Here is a 22,961-nt window from a genome sequence, read left to right as displayed (position 1 = left end):
CAGCCGACCAAAAACGGCACCGCCCGGCGGCGTCCGGCCGGCCGACACCCGAGCCGCTATCTGGAGCCGATGACCAAAGCGGACTTTACTTGCAGTATGAACCGCAACGACCTGCATCAGATCGTCTATCGCATTGCTGTGGTCACCCTGGTGGCCATCGCCGTGGGCATCGCCAGTTCGCTGGCGGCGATTGCCTTTGTCGAGGCGATTCACTGGCTCAATGACCGGCTGCTGATCTCGCCCTACGCGCGGGTTCAGACAGACAATCAGCCCGGACTGGTGGCCATCGCCACGCTGATGGTGCCGGCCCTCGGCGGCCTGTTGGTTGGCCTGATAACGCGGTTTCTGATCCGGGAGCGACGAGGCCTGGCGCCGCCCGACGCGATTCTGGCGGCCCAGACCGATGGCCCGACACCGGGCTTCCGCAGTGGCCTGGCATCGACCCTGGCGGCGCTGCTGTCGCTGGGCAGCGGCGCCTCCGTGGGTCAGTACGGGCCGCTGGTGTATCTCGGGGCGATGTTTGGCAACCTGTCCGGGTATCTGAAGCTGAACCTCCGGCACCAGCGCTCGATCGCCATCGCCTGCGGCGTGGCGGCGGCCATTTCCACCGCCTTCAACGCCCCGATCGCAGGGCTGGTCTTCGCCCACGAGGTCATCCTGCGGCATTACTCCCTGCGGGCCTTTGCGCCAGTGACAGTGGCAGCGGCCACCGGCTACATCATCGCCAACGTGATTTTCGATCGACCGGCCCTGTTCCTGGTGGAGTTCACCCGGGTGGAGCACAGCTATGAGTTTTTGCTGTTTGCACTGGAAGGCGCGCTGTGTGCCGGCCTGGCGTGGTTATTCATGGTATCGCTGAAACTGAGTTCCAGAGTGAGTCAGCGTTACATTGCACCGGCCTGGGCACGACCGGCTGTCGCCGGGCTACTGCTGGGCATCGTGGCACTCTGGATACCGGAAATCCTCGGCATCGGGCAGGAGACCCTGCGCTTTGCCACCATCGACGACGCGTTCGAGGTGACCGAACTGGCCCTGATCGTCGTTGCCAAGCTGGCGCTGACCGCGATCTGCCTGGGCTTCGGCTTTGTCGGCGGCGTGTTCAGCCCCGCGCTGCTGATCGGCATTCTTTTCGGTGCGCTCTACGGCACGGTGCTGCCGCACCTGATACCAGTGCCCTATTCGGGGCCGGTGGTGTACGCCATCTGCGGCATGGTGGCGCTGGCCAGCTCGGTGATCGGCGCCCCTCTGACCACCATCCTGATCGTGTTCGAGCTGACCCGTAACTACGACCTGACCATCGCCGCCATGGTGGCGGTGGTGTTCTCCAACATCATTTCCTACCGGGCGATGGGCCGATCGCTGTTTGACCTGGAGCTGCGGGACCGGGGATTCGACCTGTCCCTGGGGCGGGACAAGGCGATTCTGGAGTCGCGTCCCATCCGGGATTATCTGTCCGGCGCATACACCATCGCCCGCGTCGACGAGACCGTCGAGACCGTCCGTCAGCGACTGGTACACGGGCAGCGTGCCGAGGCCATGATTGTGGATGACGACGATGTCCTGCTGGGCATCGTGCGCTTGCAAAGCATCATCAACACTCCTGCCGACACCGCTGCTGCGGAAGTGGCAGTCCGGGACTTCACCCGCTTCGACGAGCAGACCTCCGTCTGGCATTCCATGGAAATACTGCGCGGATTCCTCGGCGAAGCGGTGCCACTGGTGTCGATGAGCGGTAAATTACTCGGTGTGGTCCCGGAGGAAGCGGTGATTCGCGCCTACCTTGAAATCGTGCACGAACTGCGGGAGGAAGAGAATGAAGGGGCCTGAGTTAACGGTCACCCTGCTGCTGTGCTGGGCACTGGCGGGCGCCGGCAGGGCGGAAGATCAGCCACCGCCGGAGCCCGCGGCCGCAAACCCGGAAGTGCTGACCGTAGCCACCTGGGGCGGCTCGTACGAGGAGAGCCAGCGCCGGGCCTACTTCGAGCCCTTCACCGAAGCCACCGGAATCGAGATCAAAACGGTGCCCTACAACGGCGGCATCGAGGATCTGGAAAACCACCTCGGCAGCGGGGAGGCCCGGTGGGACGTGATCGACATGATTCAATCCGACGCCAGTGTCGCCTGCGATCAGGGCATGCTGGAATCGATTGATCCGGAGATTCTGGTGCCGGCCCCCGATGGTACGCCGCCGGAGGACGACTTCATGAAGGACGCGATTCAGCCCTGCTTCATCACCCAGATCGTGTTTTCCACGGTGATTGCCTACAACGACCAGGCCTTCCCGGGAGAAAAGCCCGACAGCGTTGAAGACTTCTTCGATCTGGAGACCTTCCCGGGCAAGCGCGCCCTGCGCCGATCCCCGGTCGGCCTGTTCGAATGGGCGCTGCTGTCGCTGTCAGTGCCGCCGGAGCAACTGTACGATCTGCTGAGCACTCCCCGGGGGCTGGAACTGGCCTCCGAGCGTCTGGACAGCATTCGGGAGTCGATTATCTGGTGGCGCAGCGGGGAAGAGCCGGCGGCGCTGCTGGCCAGTGGCCAGGCCACCATGGCAACCGGTTACAACGGACGCTTTTTCCACGCCAGGGTGGTCAATGGCGTTCCGATTTCGGTGATCTGGGATGGTCAGCTGATCGGCTTCAACAGCTGGGCCATTCCCCGCGGCACGCCTCGGCGGGGACAGGCGGAGGCATTCATCGCCTTTGCCACCCGCACCGACCGCATGGCCGCGCAGGCCAACCTGATCAGTTATGGTCCCACCCGGGCATCGGCCCGCAAGCGCATCGGACTGCACACCGACAATCGGGTCTCCATGCTGCCGCACATGCCCACCGCGCCCGGCCATATGGACAGCGCCATCCAACGGGATCACGACTGGTACTCGAAAACCCTGGACCTGCGGCAGAAGTGGTTCAAGGCCTGGCTGGAAAAGTAACGCCGGAGCCGCCAGCGCCTAGCGCACGATCTCCACCGGGGCTTCGCCGTTCGGATCCGGATCGGTGCAGGTGGGCTCACGGATGGCGATCTCGACCCGCCGGTTCAGGGCTCGGTGATCGGGCGAATCGTTGGCCACCAGCGGATTGGTTTCGGCCCGCCCTGCAGCCAACACCCGGTCGGCCGGAATCTGCCGGTTCAGCACCAGTTCATGCACCACCGACACCGCCCGCGCCGCCGACAGATCCCAGTTGGAACGGTAGCGGCTGCTGACAATGGGCCGGTCGTCGGTGTGGCCGGTGACAAACACATCCCCGGAGCACCGGGACAGCACGGCCACCACCCGCTCGATAATCGGGATCATGGCCGGCTTGATGGCTGCCTCGCCCGAGCGAAAGGTGGCCTCTTCGGAAAACCGGATCACCACCTGGCGCGGGTCGTAATTCACCGAGAGAGTGTCCGAGGCCACCTCGGATTCCAGTTCCCGAATCAGTCGACTGGCCAGGTCCAGGATGCCGTCGGACACGCGGGTGACCGCCTCACTGGCCTGGCGCTCCTCAATGAAATCGGGGCCGGCTAGCGGCGCTTTGGCTGCCGGGGCGGCGGTCTCGGGTCCGGTCACGGACGCGGCCGACTGAGGCGGGGCAACGGGGTTTGGCGATCCGCCGGCATCCAACACGACGACCCGATCGGAGCCCAGCGCCTGGGCCATGGAACTGGCCATCGCCCGGTACTTGTCCACATCCATTTCGGCAAAGGACAACAGCAGGATAAAAAAGGTCAGCAACAGCGTCGCCAGATCGGCAAAGGTGACGATCCAGGCCGGGGTTCCACCTTTTCGCCGGGGTTTCCGGCGCTGCCGAACAACCGCCACGGCCCTAGCCCTCCCGCTGGGGCGCCAGGCCGGAGCGCTGGTCCGGGTGGACAAACGACGACAGCAGCTCGGTCATGACCCGGGGGTTCTCACCGCGCATGATGCTCTGCACCGAGGTCATGATCAGCAGCTGGTTCCGGGCCTCGTCCTCGGCCTTCAGCTGCAACTTGTCCGCCAGCGGCAGGGCAATGAGCTGGGCAATGAATGCACCGTAGAGGGTGGTGAGCAGGGCAATGGCCATGGCCGGCCCGATGGACGAGGGATCATCCAGGGTGTTCAGCATCTGCACCAGGCCCACCAATGTCCCCAGCATGCCAATGGCCGGGGCAGATTCGCCAATGCCGCGGAACACCCGTTCGGCCACGTCGTAACGCTCAACGGTTTGCTGGGCTTCCTGGGCCAGCGCGTCTTCAACCAGTTCCGGCGTGTGGCCATCCACACACAGGGCAATCGCCTTTCTCAGGAACGGGTTACCGGTTTGATGATTTTCCAGCCCGAGAACGCCGTCCTTGCGCACCACGTTCGCCAGCGTGCCGACTTCACGGATCAGGCTGGCAGGGCGCTCGACTTTGTCGATAAAGGCGGCCGAAAAGGCCAGTTTGAACGCCTCCATCACACCCGGCAGCCGGAATTTGATCAGTGTCACTGCCAACGTGCCACCCAGCACAATTGCCAGGCCAGGCAAGTTGAGAAAGGTCAGCAGCGAAGCGTTGGCCAGCATCGCCAGGCCAACAATCAGGACGCCGGCGATCAGGCCAACGAGGGTAAGTATGTCCATTCAGACCTCTTCAGACAGCTGAGCCGTAGGCGCCCAGTTGCCGGAGCCGGTCTCAGTCGTTTCGCAATACATCCATCACGGGGGTCGTCTGCGGGGTGACGCCCCGCCAGATTCGGAAAGACTCGGCAGCCTGTTCGACCAGCATCCCCAGTCCGTCGCAGACCCGGTTTGCCCCATGATCCAGAGCCCACTGATTAAAGGTCGTGGTCTGCAAAGAGTACATCATGTCGTAGACAGTGGTCCCGCCTGTGATCACATTTGCTGGCAGCGGTGGCAAATCCCCCTGCAGGCTGGCGCTGGTGCCGTTGATGATCAGGTCAAACGGGCCCTGGGCCTGCTCGAAACCACAGGCGGTGAGGGCGGTGGCCTGAGCCTCGTCCTGAAACAGAACCGCCAGTGCCTCGGCCTTGGCCACCGTTCGGTTGGCGACGGTGAGCGCGGCCGGCGCTTCCGCCAGCAGTGGGCCCAGCACGCCACGCACGGCACCACCGGCACCGAGCACCAGGATGCGCGCGCCACCGAGAGCAAGGCCATGGTTGCCGGTGAGATCCCGCACCAGGCCGCAGCCATCGGTGTTGTCCGCCACCAGTTTGCCATGCTCATCCAGAAACAGCGTGTTGGCGGCTCCGGCCTTTGCCGCCCGGGCCGTGCGCTGATCCGCCAACTGCCAGGCCTGTTCCTTGAACGGAACCGTCACGTTCAGGCCCTTGCCACCACGCTCGAAAAATTGCCGAACCGTGCCGTCAAAGTCGTCCAGGGGGGCCTGGATCGCGGTGTACTCAACCGCCTCGCCGGTCTCCTGGGCGAACAGGCTGTGAATGCGCGGGGACTTGCTGTGGCTGATGGGGTGGCCCACCACCGCGTACAGGTCATTGGTCATCGTTTACCTCCAGCCAGTCCCGGCCGGTCAGGAAGAACTCGGTCAGCTTTGCCTCTTCGGTGTTGGGCTCCGGAATCCGGGCATAATCCCAGCGCACCAGTGGCGGCAACGACATCAGGATAGACTCGGTGCGGCCCCCGGACTGCAGACCGAACAAGGTGCCGCGGTCATACACCAGGTTGAACTCGACATAGCGGCCCCGGCGGTAGAGCTGGAAATCCCGCTCACGCTCACCGTAAGGCAGGGTTTTCCGACGCTGGACAATGGGCTCGTAGGCCTCGATGTAGCTGTCCCCCACCGAGCGCATCAGGGCGAAATCCTGCTCGAAATCTCCGGTGTTGTGGTCGTCGAAGAACAGCCCGCCGACACCTCGGGGCTCGTTCCGGTGCTTGAGATAGAAATAGTCGTCACACCAGCGCTTGAAATACCGGTAGAGCTCGTCACCGAAGGGATCGCAGGCGCCTTTGGCAACCCGGTGCCAGTGCACACAGTCCTCTTCAAAACCGTAGTAGGGCGTCAGGTCATAGCCGCCGCCAAACCAGTACACCGGCTCGGCGTCGGCAGGCCGGGCGATGAAAAAACGGACATTGGCGTGGGAGGTGGGCACGAATGGATTGTGAGGATGAATCACCAGTGACACCCCCATGGCTTCCCAGGGCGCACCCGCCAGGTGGGGGCGATGCGCGGTGGCGGAAGCCGGCATGGTGGTGCCCATCACATGGGAAAAGTTCACCCCGGCTTTTTCAAACACACGGCCGTCGGAGAGGACACGGCTGACGCCACCACCGCCTTCCGGCCGGTCCCAGGCGTCGCGGATAAAGCCGGCACCTTCGTCCACGGATTCCAGCCGGGCACAGATGCGATCCTGCAAGCCCAGCAGGTAGTCTTTTACGGCGCTGCTGTCAGCGTGTTGCGGCATGGTTTCTCCTAACGAAGCTGTTGTCCGGAGACAATATCAATGATGCGGCTGGGCTTTCGGTTACCGCCCAGCTGACCCGGCACGATCCGCTCCAGCTGGTCACCAAAATACCGGTGCACCTGCCAGGGGTACCTGGCCGGCTCACGTCCCGCCGGATTGCAGGAGGTCGACACCAGCGGCATTCCCGCGGCCTCGCACAGCGCCCTGACCACCGGGTGCGCGCTCACCCGAACCGCGATCGCGGAATGCTTGCCGCGAACCCACTCCGGGGTCTGTTGCAACACATCCGGCAACAGGCAGGTAACCGGGCCTGGCCAGTGGCGGGTGGCTTCGCGTTGCAGTTCTTCGGGTAAAGGATCGAGCAGAAAACGGACCTGATCAATCGAACCGGCGACCAGAATCATGCCTTTTTCCATCGGGCGGGCTTTCAGGTCGAGGATGCGTTCGACGGCCTGACGATCCCAGGGGTCACATCCGAGGCCCCAGACTCCTTCGGTGGGGTAGGCAATCACGCCACCTTGCCGGATGGTCTGGCGAGCCAGATGCAGTTGCCATTCACTGAGTGGGGAGGTAGCTGCCATGTCTCTGAAGTTGAATTAAATCCGGAATGTTGTTGTCGCCTGCGCTCAGGCCAGTCGCTGATAACCTCCGGGAACCGGCGTCACCAGACCCTGTAACTCCAACAGCAGCAGGGACTGCATGAGCTGATCGGCCGACAGGCCCGTCGCGACGCTGAGCGCATCGGTGGATTGCGGATCATACCCTAAAGCCCGGAAGACCGCGATTTCCCGCTCCGCCAGCGCGGTCGAGGGCTGCGCCGGGTCTGGCTCTGCAGACGCTGGTGTCGGGCCCTGCCAGCTGGCGCCCAGTTCGAGCAGGATATCCTCCACGGTCTCTACCAGGGAGGCGCCCTGTTTGATCAGATGATGGCATCCCCGGGACACCGGACTCTGAACCGAACCGGGCACGGCAAACACTTCCCGCCCCTGTTCCAGAGCCAGGCGGGCAGTGATCAGCGAGCCGCTTTTCAAGCCGGCCTCGACCACCAGAACCCCTCGCGCGAGCCCGCTGATGATGCGGTTACGCTGCGGGAAGTGAGCTGGCCGGGCCGGTGTGCCCGGCGGGTATTCGGACACCAGCAGGCCATGTCTCAGGATCCGCTGTGCCAGTGGCCGGTGCCGGCTCGGATAAATACCATCGAGCCCGCTACCAATCACTGCCAGGGTCGGTGCCTCGACATCCAGAGCACCGGCATGGGCCGCGCCATCGACGCCCAGGGCCAGGCCGCTGGTAACCAGCAGGTCGTGCTCACTCAGTTCGGCCGCAAAGCGCCGGGCCAGCGCCAGCCCGGTGGGGGTGGCGTCGCGACTGCCGACCACGGCGATCTGTTCACGCGTCAACAGCGATACATCGCCCTGGGTGTACAGCACCAGCGGGGCATCATGAATGTGCCGCAGGGGTTCCGGATACCGCGGATCGGACCAGACCAGGATCTGGATCGCCTGTTGCCGGCATTGCTCGATAATCCACAACACCTTGCTCACAACAGGATGGCCAAGGTCACGCCGCTGCCACGCCACGATTGCAGGCACGACCTTCGAAGGCAGGCCACAGGCAGCAAGACTTGCGGGATTCCTATTGATTAAATCGCTGGGCGTCGGCCAGCGCTGGATCAGTTCCGTGCGGGTTTTTGGGCCTACGCCGGGCAGGCAGGTCAGCAGCAGCCAGCCAGAGATTTCCTGGCTGAAGGGGTCGGCACCGGAATCCCGGCCCGTGGAGCAGTGAAGTTCAGTCACAATATCTCGTCCTTGAACACAAAAAAGCCGGGCCTTCCTGGCCCGGCCTTACGCATCGCTTTAACGCCAGCTGATCAGGGGTTTACCACCTTGTCACCCACCGACAGCGCGCGGGTGGCCTGGAGGATCAGGCCATAGCTCATTTTCTCGTAGGTCTGGAAAACCATCATCAGGCCGGCACGCTCGGACGGCAGTGCGATGGTTTCGCCAGTGACCGGATCACGTACCAGATTGCCGGTTTTCAGCACCGCCATCACGTTGCCCGGCTCCAGGCCATCGCGGACACCACGGTTGATGGCAACCACATCGTACTGACCGATCTGGGTTACCCCCCCATCGACGGCGATCATCAAGCCTTCGACATCCTGACTCGGAGAGCTGGGCGAGAAGCTGGTGGAGATCGGACGGTTGACGTTGGTCAGCAACCGGTCGCCAATGCGGATTTCCTGGTTCGACTTGGTTAGCTCCAGAGTCAGCACTTCGCCATTTTCCGCCACGACGTCGCCGGCACCCACGCTGCGGGCTTCAAGGCCGAGGAATTCCCCGGTTTCCGGATCAACAAATTCCTTAGTGCGGCGGAAGATACCTACCTTGTCCGCCGGCTTGTCACCACGGGCGTAGATGCGGTCACCGGCACCGGTAATGATGCGGGCATCCTCGCCTTCCAGCACGTAAGGCGCACCTTCGAGTTCTTTCGGCGTCACAATGCGGGTGTCGGTCAGGAAACTGCTGATGGCATCAAGCGGGATGGCCGGGATCGGGCTGTTCAGCGGCTCGGAACGCACTTCCGGAGACAGCTTCACGACACCGTTATTGGAGGCCACTTTGGTCACGCGGGGCTGGCCATCGATATAGACCAAAGCGAGGCGATCACCCGGATAGATCAGGTGCGGGTTCTCAACCTGCGGGTTCACATGCCAGATTTCGGGCCAGTACCACGGGTTATTGAGGAAACGGCCGGAAATATCCCAAAGCGTATCGCCTTTAACCACGGTGTAGCGTTCGGGGAGATCAGTTTTGAATTCGGGAGCGGCCTGGGTCCAGGAGGTGAACAGCAGCATCGATGACGCCGCCAGAGAGTACAGCAGTTTCCTCATTGTATAAGTCCTTGATCGCGTGCCTTGAATCTTTGCGTTTTTTTGGTGCGCAGTCTGGTGCCTGCAGCTTATTTGATTATTTCCCGATACTATAGAAGATGTGCCAGGATTTGTGATGTTATCTTTTGTTCTTCCAGTAGATTCTATCCCGCCTGCGAAAGATTTTAACTATCAACTGATCAGTTTGTACTCAATCGCTGAATTGTTGGATAATGGCGTGACACGATTAGCGCACGGCAGCCGTGGATTCCGCTCGATTATGATCCGGAACCATCCATGTTTGCACTGCACACGGTCGCAATTTGGCGATTCAGGTCACGCGCTTGCAGAAATTTACAAAGTTTCCAGGGCTGGCATCTTTGCATGTCAGCCGGTAACAACGGCCAAAAGCTGAAGATACGACATGATTTTAGAGATCCTCGAATACCCGGACCCCCGCCTGCGTACCATCGCCAAGCCTGTGGACGAGGTGACGGACGACATCCGGACACTGATCGACGACATGTTCGAGACCATGTACGATGCGCCCGGCATTGGCCTGGCGGCGACACAGGTGAATGTGCACAAGCAGATCATCGTGATGGACCTGTCCGAAGACAAGAGCGAGCCCCGGGTATTCATCAACCCGGAAGTGGAAGTGCTCGAGGGCGACCCCGAGTCCATGCAGGAGGGCTGCCTGTCCGTGCCTGGCTTCTATGAAGATGTAACCCGCATCGAACACTGCATGATCCGGGCGCGCGACCGTGACGGCAAGCCCTTTGAACTGGAAGCCCGCGGCCTGCTGGCGGTGTGTATCCAGCATGAGATGGATCACCTCAACGGCAAGCTGTTTGTCGATTACCTCAGTTCCCTCAAGCGCAACCGGATTCGCAAGAAACTGGAAAAAGTGCACAAGAAGAGCGCCTGACCGACAGCCCTTCGCCCGGGCTTGCAAGGCAGGATATAGCGGACCGGGTCATACACCCGGTCTTTTCGTTTTCAACTGAACAGAGACGCCAGACCCGTGCGACTTGTTTTTGCCGGCACCCCCGATTTTGCCGCTACCGCCCTGACTGCCCTGCTGGGCACCTCCCACACCATTGTTGGCGTGTATACCCAGCCTGATCGTCCCTCAGGCCGGGGCCGAAAGCTGATACCCAGCCCGGTCAAACAGGTCGCGCTCGACGCCGGTGTGCCTGTGTTTCAGCCTCAATCCCTGAAAAGCCCGGAAGCCCAGCAGGAGCTGGCCGACCTTAAACCGGACGTGATGGTCGTTGCGGCCTATGGCCTGATTCTGCCCAAGGCGGTGCTGGATATACCCGCACAGGGCTGTCTCAACATTCATGCCTCGCTGCTGCCTCGCTGGCGTGGCGCCGCGCCGATTCATCGGGCGATTGCAGCCGGCGACCGGGACACCGGCATCACCATCATGCACATGGATGAGGGCCTTGATACCGGCGCCATGTTGCTCAAGAGCAGCACCCCGATTCGCGCCACCGACACCGGGGGCAGCCTGCACGACCGGCTGGCCGACATGGGTGGCGAAGCGATTGTTGAAGCACTGGCCCAGCTTGAGCAGGGCACCTTGCGCGGCGAAGCGCAGAACGAAACCGAAGCCTGTTACGCCCATAAGCTCACCAAAGACGAAGGTCACATCAACTGGAACCAGGAGGCGCAGACCATCGAACGGCTGGTGCGCGCCTTCAATCCCTGGCCCGGCACCTACAGCGACCTGGGTGAGCAGCGGATTCGCATTCATCAGGCCGAGGCGCTAGCGAGCCGGCAGGATGCCGCGCCAGGTACCATACTTTACCGGGAACGGGACGGTATCGACGTCGCCTGCGGCACCGGCACCCTGAGAATTACCCGTTTGCAGCTTCCGGGCGCCCGCGCCCAGAGTGTTAACGACCTGATCAATGGCGGCAAACAACTGCTGCTACCCGGCCAGGAGCTGAACTGACATGGACACCTACGGTCTGCCGTTGCGCGCCGCCGCCGCCAAGGTTCTGCTCGCGGTTGAAAACGGCCAGTCCCTGAACCAGTGCCTGCCTCCGGCTCTGCAACAACTGCCGCCAGACCAGCGACCGGCCATGCAGGCGCTGTGTTTTGGCACCAGTCGCTGGTTTCATCGTCTGGATGGTGAGTTGCGCAGTCGGCTGAAAAAGTCCCTGCGCCCGACAGACCGTGTGGTCCACCACCTGATGCTGGTGGCGCTGTTCCAGCTCCGTTTCAGCCAGCAGGCCAACTACGCCATCCTGAACGAGTCCGTGGAGGCCTGCCGGGCCCTGAACAAACCGCACCTGACCGGCCTGGTCAACGGTGTATTGCGATCGGCCGAAAGAGAAGGGGCGCCGGAGCCCGCCGATGACGCCAGTCGTTTCAGCCACCCACAATGGATGGTGGAAAAACTGCGCCACAACTGGCCCGACGACTGGCAAAGCATTCTCGACGCCAACAACACCCAGGCACCGATGACACTGCGGGTAAATGCCCGCCGCATGAGCCGGGATGCCTACCTGGACCTGCTCAAAGAGGCCGTCATTGAAGCCGTACCGACCCGCTTTGCGCCCCACGGCATTCAACTCGTGCACCCGGTCCCGGTTGATCATTTGCCTTACTTTCTTGACGGCACGGTGAGTGTCCAGGACGAGGCCGCCCAGCTGTGTACCACCTTGCTGGACCTGAAACCGGGCCAGCGGGTGCTGGACGCCTGTGCCGCGCCCGGCGGGAAAACCTGCGCCATCCTGGAGGCCTGTGATGGCCTGAACGAGGTGGTGGCCCTTGATGAATCGGCCGAGCGTCTGCCCCGGGTGCAGGAAAATCTCGATCGGCTGGATCTGCATGCCACGCTGAATCAGGCCGACGCCGCAGACACCGAACAGTGGTGGGATGGCGAACCGTTCGACCGTATCCTGCTGGATGTACCCTGCAGCGCCAGCGGCGTCATTCGGCGTCATCCGGACATCAAACTGCTGCGCCGGGAGTCCGACATCACGCCCCTCGCGGCGATCCAACTTGGTCTGCTGAACGCCATGTGGGACATCCTCAAACCGGGAGGGCGGCTGGTGTATGCGACCTGTTCGGTATTTCCCCAGGAAAACCACCGTATAATTCAGCGGTTCCAGAAACAAAACCAAGACGTCCAGCCAGTCGAGCCGGACGTCGCGTGGGGGCGGGACATGGGCGCGGGGCGCCAGTTGCTGCCCGACCCCGAGAGCCATGATGGCTTCTTCTACGCAGTGCTGGAGAAACCCGAAGCATGAAGATCCTGATCCTTGGTGCTGGCCAGGTCGGCGGTACCCTGGCCGAGAACCTCGCCAACGAAGCCAACGACATCACGGTGATTGACAGCGACGGCGCCCGCCTGCGCGAGCTTCAGGACCGGCTGGATATCCGCACGGTGCAGGGCAAGGCGTCTTATCCCAGCGTGCTGCGGCAGGCCGGTGCTGCCGATGCCGACATGCTGATTGCCGTCACCAGCAGCGACGAAACCAACATGGTGGCGTGCCAGATTGCCAGCATCATGTTCAAAACCCCCACCAAAATCAGCCGTGTCCGTGCCGGCGCCTACCTCGCCCGCAACGAACTGTTCGGTGAGAACGGCTTTCCGATTGATGTGATGATCAGCCCGGAACACCTGGTGACCCGGCACATCACTCGCCTGATCGAATACCCCGGTGCCCTGCAGGTGCTGGAGTTTTCCAAGGGCCTGGCGCGACTGGTTGCCATCCGGGCGACCGAGGGCGGTCCGCTGGTGGGTCACGAGCTGTCCTATCTGCGCACCCACATGCCCCGCATCGATACCCGCGTCGCGGCCATCTTCCGCAAAGATCGGCCGATCATGCCTCAGGGCGATACCGTCATCGAGGACGGCGACGAGGTGTTCTTCATCGCCGGTACCAACCACATCCGGTCGGTGATGAGTGAGCTCCATCCCCTGGTCAAGAACTACAAGCGCATTTTCATCTGTGGCGGCGGCAACATTGGCCAGCGCCTGGCGCAGACCCTGGAAAACCGCTATCAGGTGAAACTGCTCGAACGGGACCACGAACGCTGTGTAATGCTGTCAGAGAACCTGCGCAAGACCGTGGTGCTGGAGGGCAACGCCGCCAATAAAGACATCCTGCTGGAAGAGAACATCGAAAACACCGATGTGTTCTGCGCCGTCACCAACGACGACGAGGCCAACATCATGGCCTCGTTGCTGGCCAAACGTCTCGGCGCCCGCAAGGTGTTCACCCTGATCAACAACCCCGATTACGTGGACCTGATCCAGGGCGGCGATATTGATGTCGCCATTTCGCCGCAGCAAACCACCATCGGCAGCCTGCTGACCCATGTTCGCCGCGGCGATGTAGTGAACGTTCACTCACTGCGCAGAGGCGCAGCGGAGGCCATCGAGGCCATCGCCCATGGCGATCACCGCTCCTCAAAAGTCGTCGGCCGCCGGCTGGACGAAATCCCCCTGCCCGAGGGCACCACCATCGGGGCAATCGTACGCCACAATGAAGTACTCATTGCCCACGACCACCTTCGTGTGCAGCCGGACGACCACGTAATCCTGTTCCTGGTGGACAAATCCCGGGTGCGGGATGTGGAAAAACTGTTCCAGGTCGGGCTCACCTTCTTCTAGTTGAAAAGCAAAGTGCAGCCCCTATCTTAGAAATCCCTTCCGCGCGAGCGTATAATGCGCCTTTTTTCAGAGTGCCCGGATTCCGTTAAAGAGAACGGGCGCCACACACAGACCGATCAATAGGCAATCGTCGTGACAGACAAGGCAACGAAAACGACTACTCCGGATATCAGGACCTTTCAGGGCCTGATCCTGGCTCTTCAGAATTTCTGGGCGCAGCACGGCTGCGTTGTACTCCAGCCCCTGGACATGGAAGTGGGCGCCGGTACCTTCCACCCGGCCACCTTCCTGCGGGCCATTGGTCCGGAAACCTGGAATGCCGCTTACGTTCAGCCCAGTCGTCGTCCGACCGATGGCCGTTACGGTGAAAACCCCAACCGGCTCCAGCACTACTACCAGTTTCAGGTGGTTCTGAAACCATCTCCGGACAACATTCAGGAGCTGTACCTGGACTCCCTGAAGGCCTTGGGCCTCGACCCGCTGGTGCACGATATCCGCTTTGTTGAGGACAACTGGGAATCGCCCACGCTGGGCGCCTGGGGTCTGGGCTGGGAAATCTGGCTCAATGGTATGGAAGTCACCCAGTTCACCTACTTCCAGCAGGTGGGCGGCCTGGAATGCTATCCGGTCACCGGCGAGCTGACCTACGGCCTGGAGCGCATTGCCATGTACCTGCAGGGCGTCGACAGTGTTTATGACCTGGTCTGGACCGAGGGACCTGAGGGCGTGGTTACCTACGGCGACGTGTTCCACCAGCAGGAAGTGGAAATGTCCACCTACAACTTCGAACACGCCGATACCGAATTCCTGTTCCACAGCTTCGATGTGCACGAGCGCGAAAGTGCCCGCCTGATCGAAGCCGGCCTGGCTCTGCCCGCCTACGAGCAGGTACTCAAGGCGTCCCATACCTTCAACCTGCTGGATGCCCGCCACGCCATCTCGGTGACCGAGCGTCAGCGCTTCATCCTGCGCGTAAGAACCCTGGCACGGGCCGTGGCCCAGGCCTACTTCGATAGCCGGCGTCAGCTTGGCTTCCCGCTTGCACCAGCCAACCTCCGGGAAGAGGTTCTGGCAGTATCCGAGGCCGCCGATAACGCCGCCAAGAAGAAGAAAGGCAAGAAGAAAGCACAGCAGGAACAGGGGAACGCATAATCATGGCAACACAGGATTTTCTGGTCGAACTGGGCACCGAAGAATTGCCGCCCAAAGCACTCAAGCCACTATCGGATGCGTTCACCCAAGGCCTTAGCCAGAGCCTGGAAGAAGCGGGCATTGCATTCGGCAAGGTGGAAGCCTTTGCCGCTCCGCGTCGTTTGGCCGTTCGCATTCGCGATCTGGCGGACGCGCAACCGGACAAGCCGGTGGAAAAGCGAGGCCCTGCGGTCAAGGCTGCCTTTGACGATGCCGGTAACCCGACGCGGGCACTGACCGGTTTTGCCACCTCGCTGGGTGTAACCCCGGACGCCCTCGACACTCTGGAAACCGACAAGGGCGCCTGGGTCGTTTACCGCACGGTGGAACAGGGCCGGGCCACCGAAGACCTGATGCCCGAGCTGGTGGAGAAATCCCTGGCGGCGCTGCCCATCCCCAAGCGTATGCGCTGGGGCGCCCACCGGACCGAGTTCGTCCGTCCGGTGCACTGGGTGGTGATGTTGTATGGCAGCCAGGTGGTGAACGCCGAAATCATGGGCCTGACTACCGGCAACCAGACCCGGGGCCACCGCTTCCATTGCCCGAAAAAACTCATCATCCCCACGCCCAGTGATTACGAAGTCATCCTCAAGCAGGAAGGCTATGTCATTGCCGATTTCGCCCAGCGCCGTGACATGATTCGTGCCGGCGTGTCTGAACTGGCGAAGAATGAAGCCGGTGGCACCGCCGTCATCGACGACGACCTGCTGGATGAAGTGACCGCGCTGAACGAGTGGCCGGTGCCGCTGATGGGCCGTTTCGAGGAACGGTTCCTGGAAGTACCGGCAGAAGCACTGGTTTCTTCGATGGAAGAACACCAGAAGTACTTCCACGTGGTTGATGGCGAAGACCGGATCATGCCGCTGTTCATCACCGTGGCCAACATTGAGAGCAAGGACCCGGCGCAGGTCATCGAAGGCAATGAGAAAGTGATTCGTCCACGCCTGTCCGACGCCGCGTTCTTCTATGAGACGGATCGTAAGACCAGACTGGAAGCGCGTATCGATCAGCTCAAGCCCATCGTGTTCCAGGAAAAGCTGGGCAGCATCTACGACAAATCCGTCCGGGTGGCTGCGCTGGCCAGGAAAATTGCCGAAGCCATTGGTGGTGATCCAGCCCAGGCCGAGCGCGCCGCCATGCTGGCCAAGACCGACCTGGTCACCGAGATGGTGCTGGAGTTCACCGACCTGCAGGGCATCATGGGTCAGTACTACGCCCTCAACGATGGCGAAGCCGAGGATGTGGCCAAGGCATTGAACGAGCAGTACATGCCGCGTCACGCCGGCGACGACCTGCCGACTACCCTGACCGGCTGTGCGGTGGCACTGGCCGATCGCCTGGATTCCCTGGTGGGCCTGTTCGGCATCAACCAGCCGCCCTCCGGAACCCGCGATCCGTTCGCCCTGCGCCGTGCCTCCCTCGGTGTGCTGCGCATCATCATCGAGCGTGAACTGCCGCTGGACCTGCAGACCTGCTGTGAGTGGGCGGAAGAAAACTTCACCGTTCTGACCGAAAGCAACAGCGCCGCCTCGGTGGTGGATTACATGCTCGATCGCTTCCGTGCCCATTATGAAGAACAGGGCATTCGCGCTGAGGTCTATCTGGCGGTGCACGCCCGTCGCCCAACCCGTCCGCTGGACTTCGACCGTCGGATCAAGGCAGTGGAAAGCTTCCGTCAGCTGCCGGAGGCCGATGCCCTGGCGGCGGCTAACAAGCGGGTGTCCAATATCCTGACCAAGCAGGGTGGGGAAGCTGTCGGTGAAACCGTGGATGGCGGTCTGCTGCAGGATGCGACCGAAAAGGCCCTGGCCGAGCAGATCGACCAGCAGGCCGACACCGTGATGCCGCTGTTCGAACAGGGTGACTACGCCAGTGCGCTGCGCTCGCTGGCCAGCCTGCGGGAACCGGTGGATCGCTTCTTCGATGAGGTGATGGTGATGGCAGAGGACGAAGCCCTTCGCAATAACCGGCTGGCGCTGCTGAACCGGCTGCGCAACCTGTTCCTGCGGGTGGCGGATATTTCCCTGCTGCCCACCAACAGCTGACCCGCACAGTCGCAGCCGGAGGCAGTAAGGGCCGATGCTCATCATCCTCGACCGGGACGGGGTCATTAATCAGTACGATGGCAGTTACATCTGCTCGCCTGATGAATGGCACCCGATTCCCGGCAGCATCGACGCGGTGGCCCGGCTTTGCAACGCCGGGCACCGGATTGCCGTCGCCACCAATCAGTCGGGCATTGGCCGGGGCTACTACGATGTCGATACCCTTGACGCCATGCACGACAAGCTCAAAGGCTTGGTGGAAGCGGCCGGTGGCTGTATCGATCTGATTACCTATTGCCCCCACCGTCCCGACGATTACTGTCGGTGCCGGAAACCGCAGATCGGCCTGCTGGAGCAGATTCGGACGCACTTCCAGCTGAATTCCCTTAACGGGGCGATCATGGTCGGGGACAGCCGCAAGGATCTGGAAGCCGGCCTGAGCGCCGGCTGTGATGTGGCCCTGGTCAGAACCGGTAACGGCCTGGAGACCGAATGTCATCTGCAGGAACGGCCGATTCCTCGGGCCCGGATCCCGGTCTATAACACGCTCAGTAGTTTTGCCGATGCCGTTTTGGCCGCCGAGGGCTGGCAAAAGCAGAACGAATCCGTATAATACCGGCCGTTGATCGGCGTGTGGCGCAGCTTGGTAGCGCACTTCGTTCGGGACGAAGGGGTCGCAGGTTCGAATCCTGCCACGCCGACCACTATTCCCGCATTTCTCGACTTCCCCGGTTTACCCGCTGTTATCCAAGCCGCTGATCAAAGCATCGACTCGATCGGCATCCACGAGAAAAACTTCACCATCATTCGTTTGAACACACCGCTCCCTGGATCGTGGTCATGGCGGGTTTCCTGGTCACCATTGCGCTCGATCCACTCGAGATCACTATCCTCGTCGAGTACCACTTGGTAAGCCAGCATCGGCACGCGCTCCTCAAAATACGTGTCGAGCCTCGCCGCCAGTTGTTCGCTTTCGATCAGAAAGCCGAGTTCGGTATTCAGGTTGGTGGATCTGGGGTCGAAGTTGAACGAGCCGACGAACAGGGTTTCACCGTCGACCGCAAAGGTCTTGGCATGGAGACTGGACGAAGAACTGCCGGATAGTCCCTGGGTAAGCCGTCGCTCAACCGATTCCCGATCGCCCTGCGGACGCATTTCGTAGAGCTCGACGCCTGCCTTCAGCAGCGGTTTACGGTACTTGGCATAGCCCGCATGCACCATGGCCACGTCATTCGCCTGCAGGGAGTTGGTCAGAATGCGCACCTGCACCCCGCGCTCTTCAAGATTCCGGAACACCTCCACGCCCCGCTTCCCCGGCACGAAATAGGGCGACACCAGCGTCACCCGCTCCGTCGGTTGACCCAGGGCGACTTTCAGCTGCTCACTGAGCAGATCTTCCTTGTCGGCTTTTTGCAGAGTCTTGGACGGATCGTCACTCACCATGGTCACCGGGGCCCAGGTAAAGTCCTGGTCACCGGTCAGCAGGTTCTGCAAGAAATCCGAGCCTTCCACGGCTTTGACATACTCAACCGCCTCGTCACTCGCTTCCAGCGCCCGGGCATTGGCCATGACTTCCCACAGCTGACCCTCTTCTGGCTCCGGCAGTATCAAGCTGGCCGGGTACGAGGATTCTGACGCCCAGTAAATATCGAAATCCGATGACAGTCGATCCACGATCGGACCCACCGCCAGCACATCCAGATCGGTAAACAGGGCGCCTTCGCCCACACCGAAATATTCATCGGCGATGTTGCGGCCACCAATGATGGCCGCCTGGTTGTCGGCGGTGAATGATTTGTTATGCATGCGATGATTCAGGCGGGGGAACGCAAACAGATAGTTAATCCATTTCGGATTGCGGGTGACAAACGGATTGAACAGGCGGACTTCAATATTGGGGTGCGCATCCATACTTGCCAGCGCGTCGTCCAGATCACCAACACCGTTGTCGTCCAGCAGCAGGCGTACCCGAACCCCGCGCTCGGCCGCCCGATACAGGGAGTACAGCAACATGGTGCCGGTAATATCGTTTTGCCAGATGTAATACTGCACATCCAGCGAGGCGTCAGCACCCTCGGCCAGTAATACCCGCGCCGCAAAGGCATCGTGAGGGTCCGAAAGGGGCAAGATACCACTCAACCCTTCATTCTCCTTCAACGCCGGCTCAATGGCACCGCCCAGGCGCGTATCCGAAGTGTACTGAAACGACAGGGCACTGCTGCCCGGGCGCTCCTTCATCGCAGGGAGCGCGCACCCGGACAGGGCGATAATGGCCATCAACAAGGCCAGAACAGGCATTGAGCGAAACACTGAATAATGGGACACGGCACCTTTCCTCTGCACCGTTGGCGCCGGCTGGCGACAAGGAATGATCTCCTGATTCACCCTTTCAAGTTAGTCCGTGCCAGCAGGTTTGTCATGGCCGGCCGGCTCGATAACCTTTTGCTTCAATACGTTGTCAGACTGTTACAAAACTTTTATGCAATACTTGCGCTTTGAGCAGTCTCGGAAGGCAGAAGTATGGCCACCCACCAGTTAGAAAAACGACGTCAAGCCGCACTCGAAAAACTGGGCATTCTCGATACCCCCCCGGAAGAACGTTTTGAACGTTTAACGCGCATCGCGCGCCATCACTACGGTGTGAAGATCTCGCTGTTTTCGCTGCTGGATAACGACCGACAGTGGTTCAAGTCCCGGCAGGGCACCGAGCTTGAGCAAACGCCCCGGTCCATTGCCTTCTGTGACTACGCCATTCAGCAGGAAGATGCCCTGGTGGTGGAAGACGCAGCCCGGGATGCCCGTTTCTGCGACAATCCGCTGGTCAAAAACCCTAACAATTACCGCTTCTATGCCGGCATGCCGGTTCGGGACCCCACCGGTTTCCGGATTGGCACCCTGTGCATCATCGACGACCAGCCCCGATGCCTGTCAGACATCGATCTGGACGTTCTGCGCAATCTGGCCAGCATCATTGAAGATGAGCTGGAGCGTTCACTGCTTACCAGCAACGAAGGCGAATATGTCCAGGTCTCGCTGCTCAACCGGGCCATTCACCGTGCCCAGAACATGTTCCTGTCCAACACCGACGAGCGGGCAGCGTTCGAACAGGTGCTTCATGACCTGCTGACACTGACCGGCAGCCAGTTCGGTTTCATTGGCGAAGTTCACCAGAGGGCATCGGGACAGCCGTACCTGCAGATCGGCGCCATCTCCAATCTTGCCTGGAGCGAGGAAACCGAGACCTTCTACCAGAAGATCGAGCGTCGGGGCATGGTGTTCGACAACGTCGAAAACCTGCTTGGGCGGCCGATGGTCACCGGCGACATCATTGTGTCCGACAGCGTCAAGGATGATCCCCGTGGCGGCGGCCTGCCCAAGGGCCACCCGCAGCTCGATACCTACATGGGTATTCCAGTGTTCGCCGGCGACCGCCAGATCGGTCTGGTGGGACTGGCCAACCGGCTCGAGGGCTACCGCGCCCAACTGGCGGAAGAACTCGCGCCACTGCTGCACACCATCGGCAACCTGATTGAACGCAAGCGGCTGTACAAGGAAAAGCTGGAACACAAGCAAAGCCTGGAGAAGGCAGCCAATTACGACGCCCTGACCGGCCTGCCCAACCGCCGGCGGCTGACCAAGGTGTTTCAGCAGGAAGTCGCCGAGGCCGACAAGCGCAAGGGCCGGCTGGCGGTCTGCTTTATTGATCTGGACGGCTTCAAGGCAATCAACGACGAACATGGCCACGCTGTCGGCGATGCGGTTCTGAAAACCATTGCCGACCGACTGCAATCCACGATTCGAAGCCACGACACCGTCGGCAGGCTTGGCGGCGACGAATTTGTCGCCATCCTGCGCGATGTGGACAACGACAAGGTCTACAGCCGGCTGCTCGAAGCCATTCGCCAACCCATCAAGCACAATCAGCTGATACTGACCTTATCGGCCAGTATGGGTGTGACGGTCTATCCCGATGACGACGTCGATACCGACCTGTTGCTGCGACACGCCGATCAGGCCATGTATGCCGCCAAGGAGTCGGGCAAGAATGGCTACAAGCTGTTCGACCTGGAAACGCATCAAAGCCGGGAAGAGCGCGCGCGGGTGCTGGAACAGATCGGTATTGCGCTGGAACAAGACCAGCTCGAGCTCTACTACCAGCCAAAACTGAACCTGAAACAACAGACCATCCAGGGCTTCGAAGCGCTGATTCGCTGGAACCACCCGGAAGAAGGCGTACTCAGCCCATACCGTTTTCTGGAGCATATCGAATACACCGAATACGCCCGGGACGTTGGCCTGTTCGTTCTGGACTCCGCGGTTAAGGTGGTCGAGGAGTTTATTGCGCAGGACCTGCCCTACACCCTGAGCATCAACCTGAGCCCATCGCACTTTCTGAGCGAGTCGTTCCCGCGGGATATCGAGTCTGCGCTGGAAGGGCGGAATCCGGAAGTGCGCAACCGGTTGATTCTGGAAATCCTCGAAACCACCGCGTTGGACGATGCCGACCGGGTGATTCGCAACCTTGGTATCTGTCGCGAGCTGGGTGTCGACATCTCGCTGGACGATTTCGGCACCGGCTATTCGTCATTGACGTATTTCCGGCTGCTGCCGGCCCAGGAGATCAAGATTGACCGTTCCTTCGTGCAGGACATGACCCGCGGCGGCGAGAACAACATGATCGTGCGGGCCATCGTCAATCTGTCACAGAGTTTCCAGCGCCGGACGGTGGCAGAGGGCATCGAAACGAAGGACTTGGAAGAGCAGGTCATCGACCTTGGGTGCGAAACCGGACAGGGCTTCCTGTACAGCCGGCCGGTGCCCTATGCCCAGGCCATGGAATGGGCCCGGAATTTCACCTGGGAGCAACGTTACGGGGCGAGCTGATCCGGCTGCCCCGAACGTTAAGCCAGTGTCGGCGGTCAGATACCGGGGTCAGACGGTGCCAGCCGAACTCCGGCGATGCGCCACTCGCCCCGGATCCGCACCATGCGGTAAAAGGCATCCCAGCGCCCACCCTCCGGGCCGCGAATTTTCACCGTTTGAATTTCAAAGGGCCCATGGGGAATGCGCTCAGCGAACTCGATCGTGCTTGCCCGGTGCACCGCCGGGTACTGCTCACGAACCATGTCGACAAACACATCGGAAGAGCCGAACTGGCGTTTGATGCCTTCCGAAGCATAGGTCCAGGCCGTTTCCTCATCATCGTTGGCGAAGGCTTCTATCTGACGCATGATGGCGTCTCGAATCGCCACATCAATTTCATCTTCGGCGTGCAGCAGAGTCGGCAGTAGTGTCCAGGTGCTGACAATCAGAAAGGGCAGTACTGACCAGACTCGGGGTGCCGCTCGTGTGGTTTGCATGACCAAACCCTCCTCTTGGCAGCCTCACTGTCAGTCTACGCCATGCTCACCCGTTCAGATCGATTTTTGATTATTTTTTGACCTATCCGAGAGTCGCGGTCGTAAATCCTCGGGTAGTTAATCTGCAAGTCCGCAAGCGGGAGGCTCGCTATGCACATGAAGTTGAGTTCAATGAAGGCGCTGAAAAACCAGACCATCGACCTGCTCGAGATTGTGTCAATGGAAGGGCGCTACTACATGGCGCGCTTCTACGTTGGCGGCCACGGTTACGTGCTGACCGACGAGCACGATCAGGTAATGATGTTCTCGGGCGCCTGCGCAGCGCGAGACGCGTTTCACGGCATGACGGTGACCAAGAAAGAAGTCATCCCGCCCACGGGCACGGATGAGATGATCGGCATGCCGGTGACCAGTTCGGAATCCATGCGAGTCCCCCTCTGATTCGGGCCAACGCCCACCGGTCGCGTTGATGCGAAGG

20 protein-coding genes and 1 tRNA gene are annotated in these 22,961 nt (G+C 61.1%); 12 read left to right on the top strand and 9 right to left on the bottom strand.

Going from position 1 to position 22,961, the window contains the following annotated elements:
• Positions 1-96 precede the first annotated feature (96 nt).
• A complete protein-coding gene (locus tag LPB19_RS04050) occupies positions 97-1,827 on the top strand; it encodes a chloride channel protein (protein WP_206644835.1) in 1,731 nt (576 codons plus the stop codon).
• A complete protein-coding gene (locus tag LPB19_RS04045; RefSeq protein WP_206644834.1) occupies positions 1,814-2,932 on the top strand; it encodes an ABC transporter substrate-binding protein in 1,119 nt (372 codons plus the stop codon). The genes LPB19_RS04050 and LPB19_RS04045 overlap by 14 nt, the downstream gene beginning before the upstream one ends.
• An 18-nt stretch (positions 2,933-2,950) precedes the next feature.
• Here LPB19_RS04045 and LPB19_RS04040 read toward each other — a convergent pair whose 3' ends face one another.
• From LPB19_RS04040 to LPB19_RS04010, 7 genes are all read right to left on the bottom strand, one after another.
• Positions 2,951-3,805 (bottom strand): flagellar motor protein MotB, encoded by an 855-nt coding sequence (locus tag LPB19_RS04040; protein WP_206644833.1) that lies wholly within the window; start codon positions 3,803-3,805, stop codon positions 2,951-2,953.
• Positions 3,806-3,809: 4 nt separating this feature from the next.
• A complete protein-coding gene (locus tag LPB19_RS04035; RefSeq protein ID WP_206644832.1) occupies positions 3,810-4,583 on the bottom strand; it encodes a MotA/TolQ/ExbB proton channel family protein in 774 nt (257 codons plus the stop codon).
• A gap of 52 nt (positions 4,584-4,635) precedes the next feature.
• Entirely contained in the window at positions 4,636-5,463 is an 828-nt protein-coding gene (gene aroE, locus LPB19_RS04030) for a shikimate dehydrogenase (RefSeq protein ID WP_206644831.1), read from the bottom strand.
• On the bottom strand, positions 5,453-6,382 hold the full coding sequence (gene hemF / locus LPB19_RS04025; protein ID WP_206644830.1) for an oxygen-dependent coproporphyrinogen oxidase: 930 nt from the start codon (positions 6,380-6,382) through the stop codon (positions 5,453-5,455). Before hemF ends, aroE begins: the two co-directional genes overlap by 11 nt.
• Before the next feature lie 8 nt (positions 6,383-6,390).
• Positions 6,391-6,963, bottom strand: coding sequence for an L-threonylcarbamoyladenylate synthase (locus tag LPB19_RS04020; protein ID WP_206644829.1), 573 nt, complete (start codon positions 6,961-6,963; stop codon positions 6,391-6,393).
• A 45-nt stretch (positions 6,964-7,008) separates the two neighbouring features.
• Positions 7,009-8,178 carry a DNA-processing protein DprA gene (gene dprA, locus LPB19_RS04015; RefSeq protein WP_407943939.1) on the bottom strand — a complete coding sequence of 390 codons (1,170 nt, stop codon included), beginning with the start codon at positions 8,176-8,178 and terminating at the stop codon, positions 7,009-7,011.
• Between the two features lie 74 nt (positions 8,179-8,252).
• Complete coding sequence (locus LPB19_RS04010; protein WP_206644828.1) at positions 8,253-9,275, bottom strand: LysM peptidoglycan-binding domain-containing protein; 1,023 nt, start codon at positions 9,273-9,275, stop codon at positions 8,253-8,255.
• Positions 9,276-9,678: 403 nt separating this feature from the next.
• On the opposite strand from LPB19_RS04010, the gene def reads away from it, so the two are divergent.
• From def to LPB19_RS03970, 8 genes are all read left to right on the top strand, one after another.
• Positions 9,679-10,182, top strand: coding sequence for a peptide deformylase (gene def / locus LPB19_RS04005; RefSeq protein WP_206644827.1), 504 nt, complete (start codon positions 9,679-9,681; stop codon positions 10,180-10,182).
• Positions 10,183-10,278: 96 nt separating this feature from the next.
• Positions 10,279-11,214: a methionyl-tRNA formyltransferase gene (fmt, locus tag LPB19_RS04000; protein WP_206644826.1), complete on the top strand. Its 936-nt coding sequence runs from the start codon at positions 10,279-10,281 to the stop codon at positions 11,212-11,214.
• 1 nt (position 11,215) lies between these two features.
• Positions 11,216-12,517, top strand: coding sequence for a 16S rRNA (cytosine(967)-C(5))-methyltransferase RsmB (gene rsmB / locus LPB19_RS03995; protein WP_206644825.1), 1,302 nt, complete (start codon positions 11,216-11,218; stop codon positions 12,515-12,517).
• Positions 12,514-13,887 (top strand): Trk system potassium transporter TrkA, encoded by a 1,374-nt coding sequence (gene trkA / locus LPB19_RS03990; protein ID WP_206644824.1) that lies wholly within the window; start codon positions 12,514-12,516, stop codon positions 13,885-13,887. The genes rsmB and trkA overlap by 4 nt, the downstream gene beginning before the upstream one ends.
• Before the next feature lie 132 nt (positions 13,888-14,019).
• A complete protein-coding gene (gene glyQ / locus LPB19_RS03985; protein WP_206644823.1) occupies positions 14,020-15,039 on the top strand; it encodes a glycine--tRNA ligase subunit alpha in 1,020 nt (339 codons plus the stop codon).
• 2 nt (positions 15,040-15,041) lie between these two features.
• The gene (glyS, locus tag LPB19_RS03980) at positions 15,042-17,123 is read left to right on the top strand and encodes a glycine--tRNA ligase subunit beta (protein WP_206644822.1); all 2,082 of its coding nucleotides are present in this window, start codon (positions 15,042-15,044) and stop codon (positions 17,121-17,123) included.
• 34 nt (positions 17,124-17,157) lie between these two features.
• The gene (gene gmhB, locus LPB19_RS03975; protein ID WP_206644821.1) at positions 17,158-17,736 is read left to right on the top strand and encodes a D-glycero-beta-D-manno-heptose 1,7-bisphosphate 7-phosphatase; all 579 of its coding nucleotides are present in this window, start codon (positions 17,158-17,160) and stop codon (positions 17,734-17,736) included.
• Between the two features lie 14 nt (positions 17,737-17,750).
• Positions 17,751-17,827: transfer RNA gene (locus LPB19_RS03970), tRNA-Pro, on the top strand.
• Between the two features lie 55 nt (positions 17,828-17,882).
• Here the strand turns inward: LPB19_RS03970 and LPB19_RS03965 are convergent.
• A complete protein-coding gene (locus tag LPB19_RS03965) occupies positions 17,883-19,421 on the bottom strand; it encodes a phospholipase D family protein (RefSeq protein WP_206645677.1) in 1,539 nt (512 codons plus the stop codon).
• A gap of 222 nt (positions 19,422-19,643) precedes the next feature.
• Here LPB19_RS03965 and LPB19_RS03960 point away from each other — a divergent pair, with 222 nt between their 5' ends.
• The gene (locus LPB19_RS03960) at positions 19,644-22,007 is read left to right on the top strand and encodes a sensor domain-containing phosphodiesterase (protein WP_206644820.1); all 2,364 of its coding nucleotides are present in this window, start codon (positions 19,644-19,646) and stop codon (positions 22,005-22,007) included.
• A 35-nt stretch (positions 22,008-22,042) separates the two neighbouring features.
• On the opposite strand, the gene LPB19_RS03955 is transcribed toward LPB19_RS03960, so the two are convergent.
• Positions 22,043-22,483 carry a DUF4864 domain-containing protein gene (locus LPB19_RS03955; RefSeq protein ID WP_206644819.1) on the bottom strand — a complete coding sequence of 147 codons (441 nt, stop codon included), beginning with the start codon at positions 22,481-22,483 and terminating at the stop codon, positions 22,043-22,045.
• A gap of 150 nt (positions 22,484-22,633) precedes the next feature.
• Here LPB19_RS03955 and LPB19_RS03950 point away from each other — a divergent pair, with 150 nt between their 5' ends.
• Complete coding sequence (locus tag LPB19_RS03950; RefSeq protein WP_206644818.1) at positions 22,634-22,924, top strand: DUF6482 family protein; 291 nt, start codon at positions 22,634-22,636, stop codon at positions 22,922-22,924.
• Positions 22,925-22,961: the final 37 nt, after the last annotated feature.

The organism is Marinobacter salinisoli, assembly GCF_017301335.1.
Taxonomy (GTDB): Bacteria; Pseudomonadota; Gammaproteobacteria; order Pseudomonadales; family Oleiphilaceae; genus Marinobacter; species Marinobacter salinisoli.
Note: the sequence above shows the minus strand (reverse complement) of the source record. Positions and strands in the feature narration are given on the sequence as shown.

Coding starts and splice junctions, on each gene's coding strand:
- LPB19_RS04050 (WP_206644835.1), top strand. CDS start 97: ATGAACCGCAACGACCTGCATCAGATCGTCTATCGCATTGCTGTGGTC.
- LPB19_RS04045 (WP_206644834.1), top strand. CDS start 1,814: ATGAAGGGGCCTGAGTTAACGGTCACCCTGCTGCTGTGCTGGGCACTG.
- LPB19_RS04035 (WP_206644832.1), bottom strand. CDS start 4,583: ATGGACATACTTACCCTCGTTGGCCTGATCGCCGGCGTCCTGATTGTT.
- aroE (WP_206644831.1), bottom strand. CDS start 5,463: ATGACCAATGACCTGTACGCGGTGGTGGGCCACCCCATCAGCCACAGC.
- hemF (WP_206644830.1), bottom strand. CDS start 6,382: ATGCCGCAACACGCTGACAGCAGCGCCGTAAAAGACTACCTGCTGGGC.
- LPB19_RS04020 (WP_206644829.1), bottom strand. CDS start 6,963: ATGGCAGCTACCTCCCCACTCAGTGAATGGCAACTGCATCTGGCTCGC.
- LPB19_RS04010 (WP_206644828.1), bottom strand. CDS start 9,275: ATGAGGAAACTGCTGTACTCTCTGGCGGCGTCATCGATGCTGCTGTTC.
- def (WP_206644827.1), top strand. CDS start 9,679: ATGATTTTAGAGATCCTCGAATACCCGGACCCCCGCCTGCGTACCATC.
- rsmB (WP_206644825.1), top strand. CDS start 11,216: ATGGACACCTACGGTCTGCCGTTGCGCGCCGCCGCCGCCAAGGTTCTG.
- trkA (WP_206644824.1), top strand. CDS start 12,514: ATGAAGATCCTGATCCTTGGTGCTGGCCAGGTCGGCGGTACCCTGGCC.
- glyS (WP_206644822.1), top strand. CDS start 15,042: ATGGCAACACAGGATTTTCTGGTCGAACTGGGCACCGAAGAATTGCCG.
- gmhB (WP_206644821.1), top strand. CDS start 17,158: ATGCTCATCATCCTCGACCGGGACGGGGTCATTAATCAGTACGATGGC.
- LPB19_RS03965 (WP_206645677.1), bottom strand. CDS start 19,421: ATGCCTGTTCTGGCCTTGTTGATGGCCATTATCGCCCTGTCCGGGTGC.
- LPB19_RS03960 (WP_206644820.1), top strand. CDS start 19,644: ATGGCCACCCACCAGTTAGAAAAACGACGTCAAGCCGCACTCGAAAAA.
- LPB19_RS03955 (WP_206644819.1), bottom strand. CDS start 22,483: ATGCAAACCACACGAGCGGCACCCCGAGTCTGGTCAGTACTGCCCTTT.
- LPB19_RS03950 (WP_206644818.1), top strand. CDS start 22,634: ATGCACATGAAGTTGAGTTCAATGAAGGCGCTGAAAAACCAGACCATC.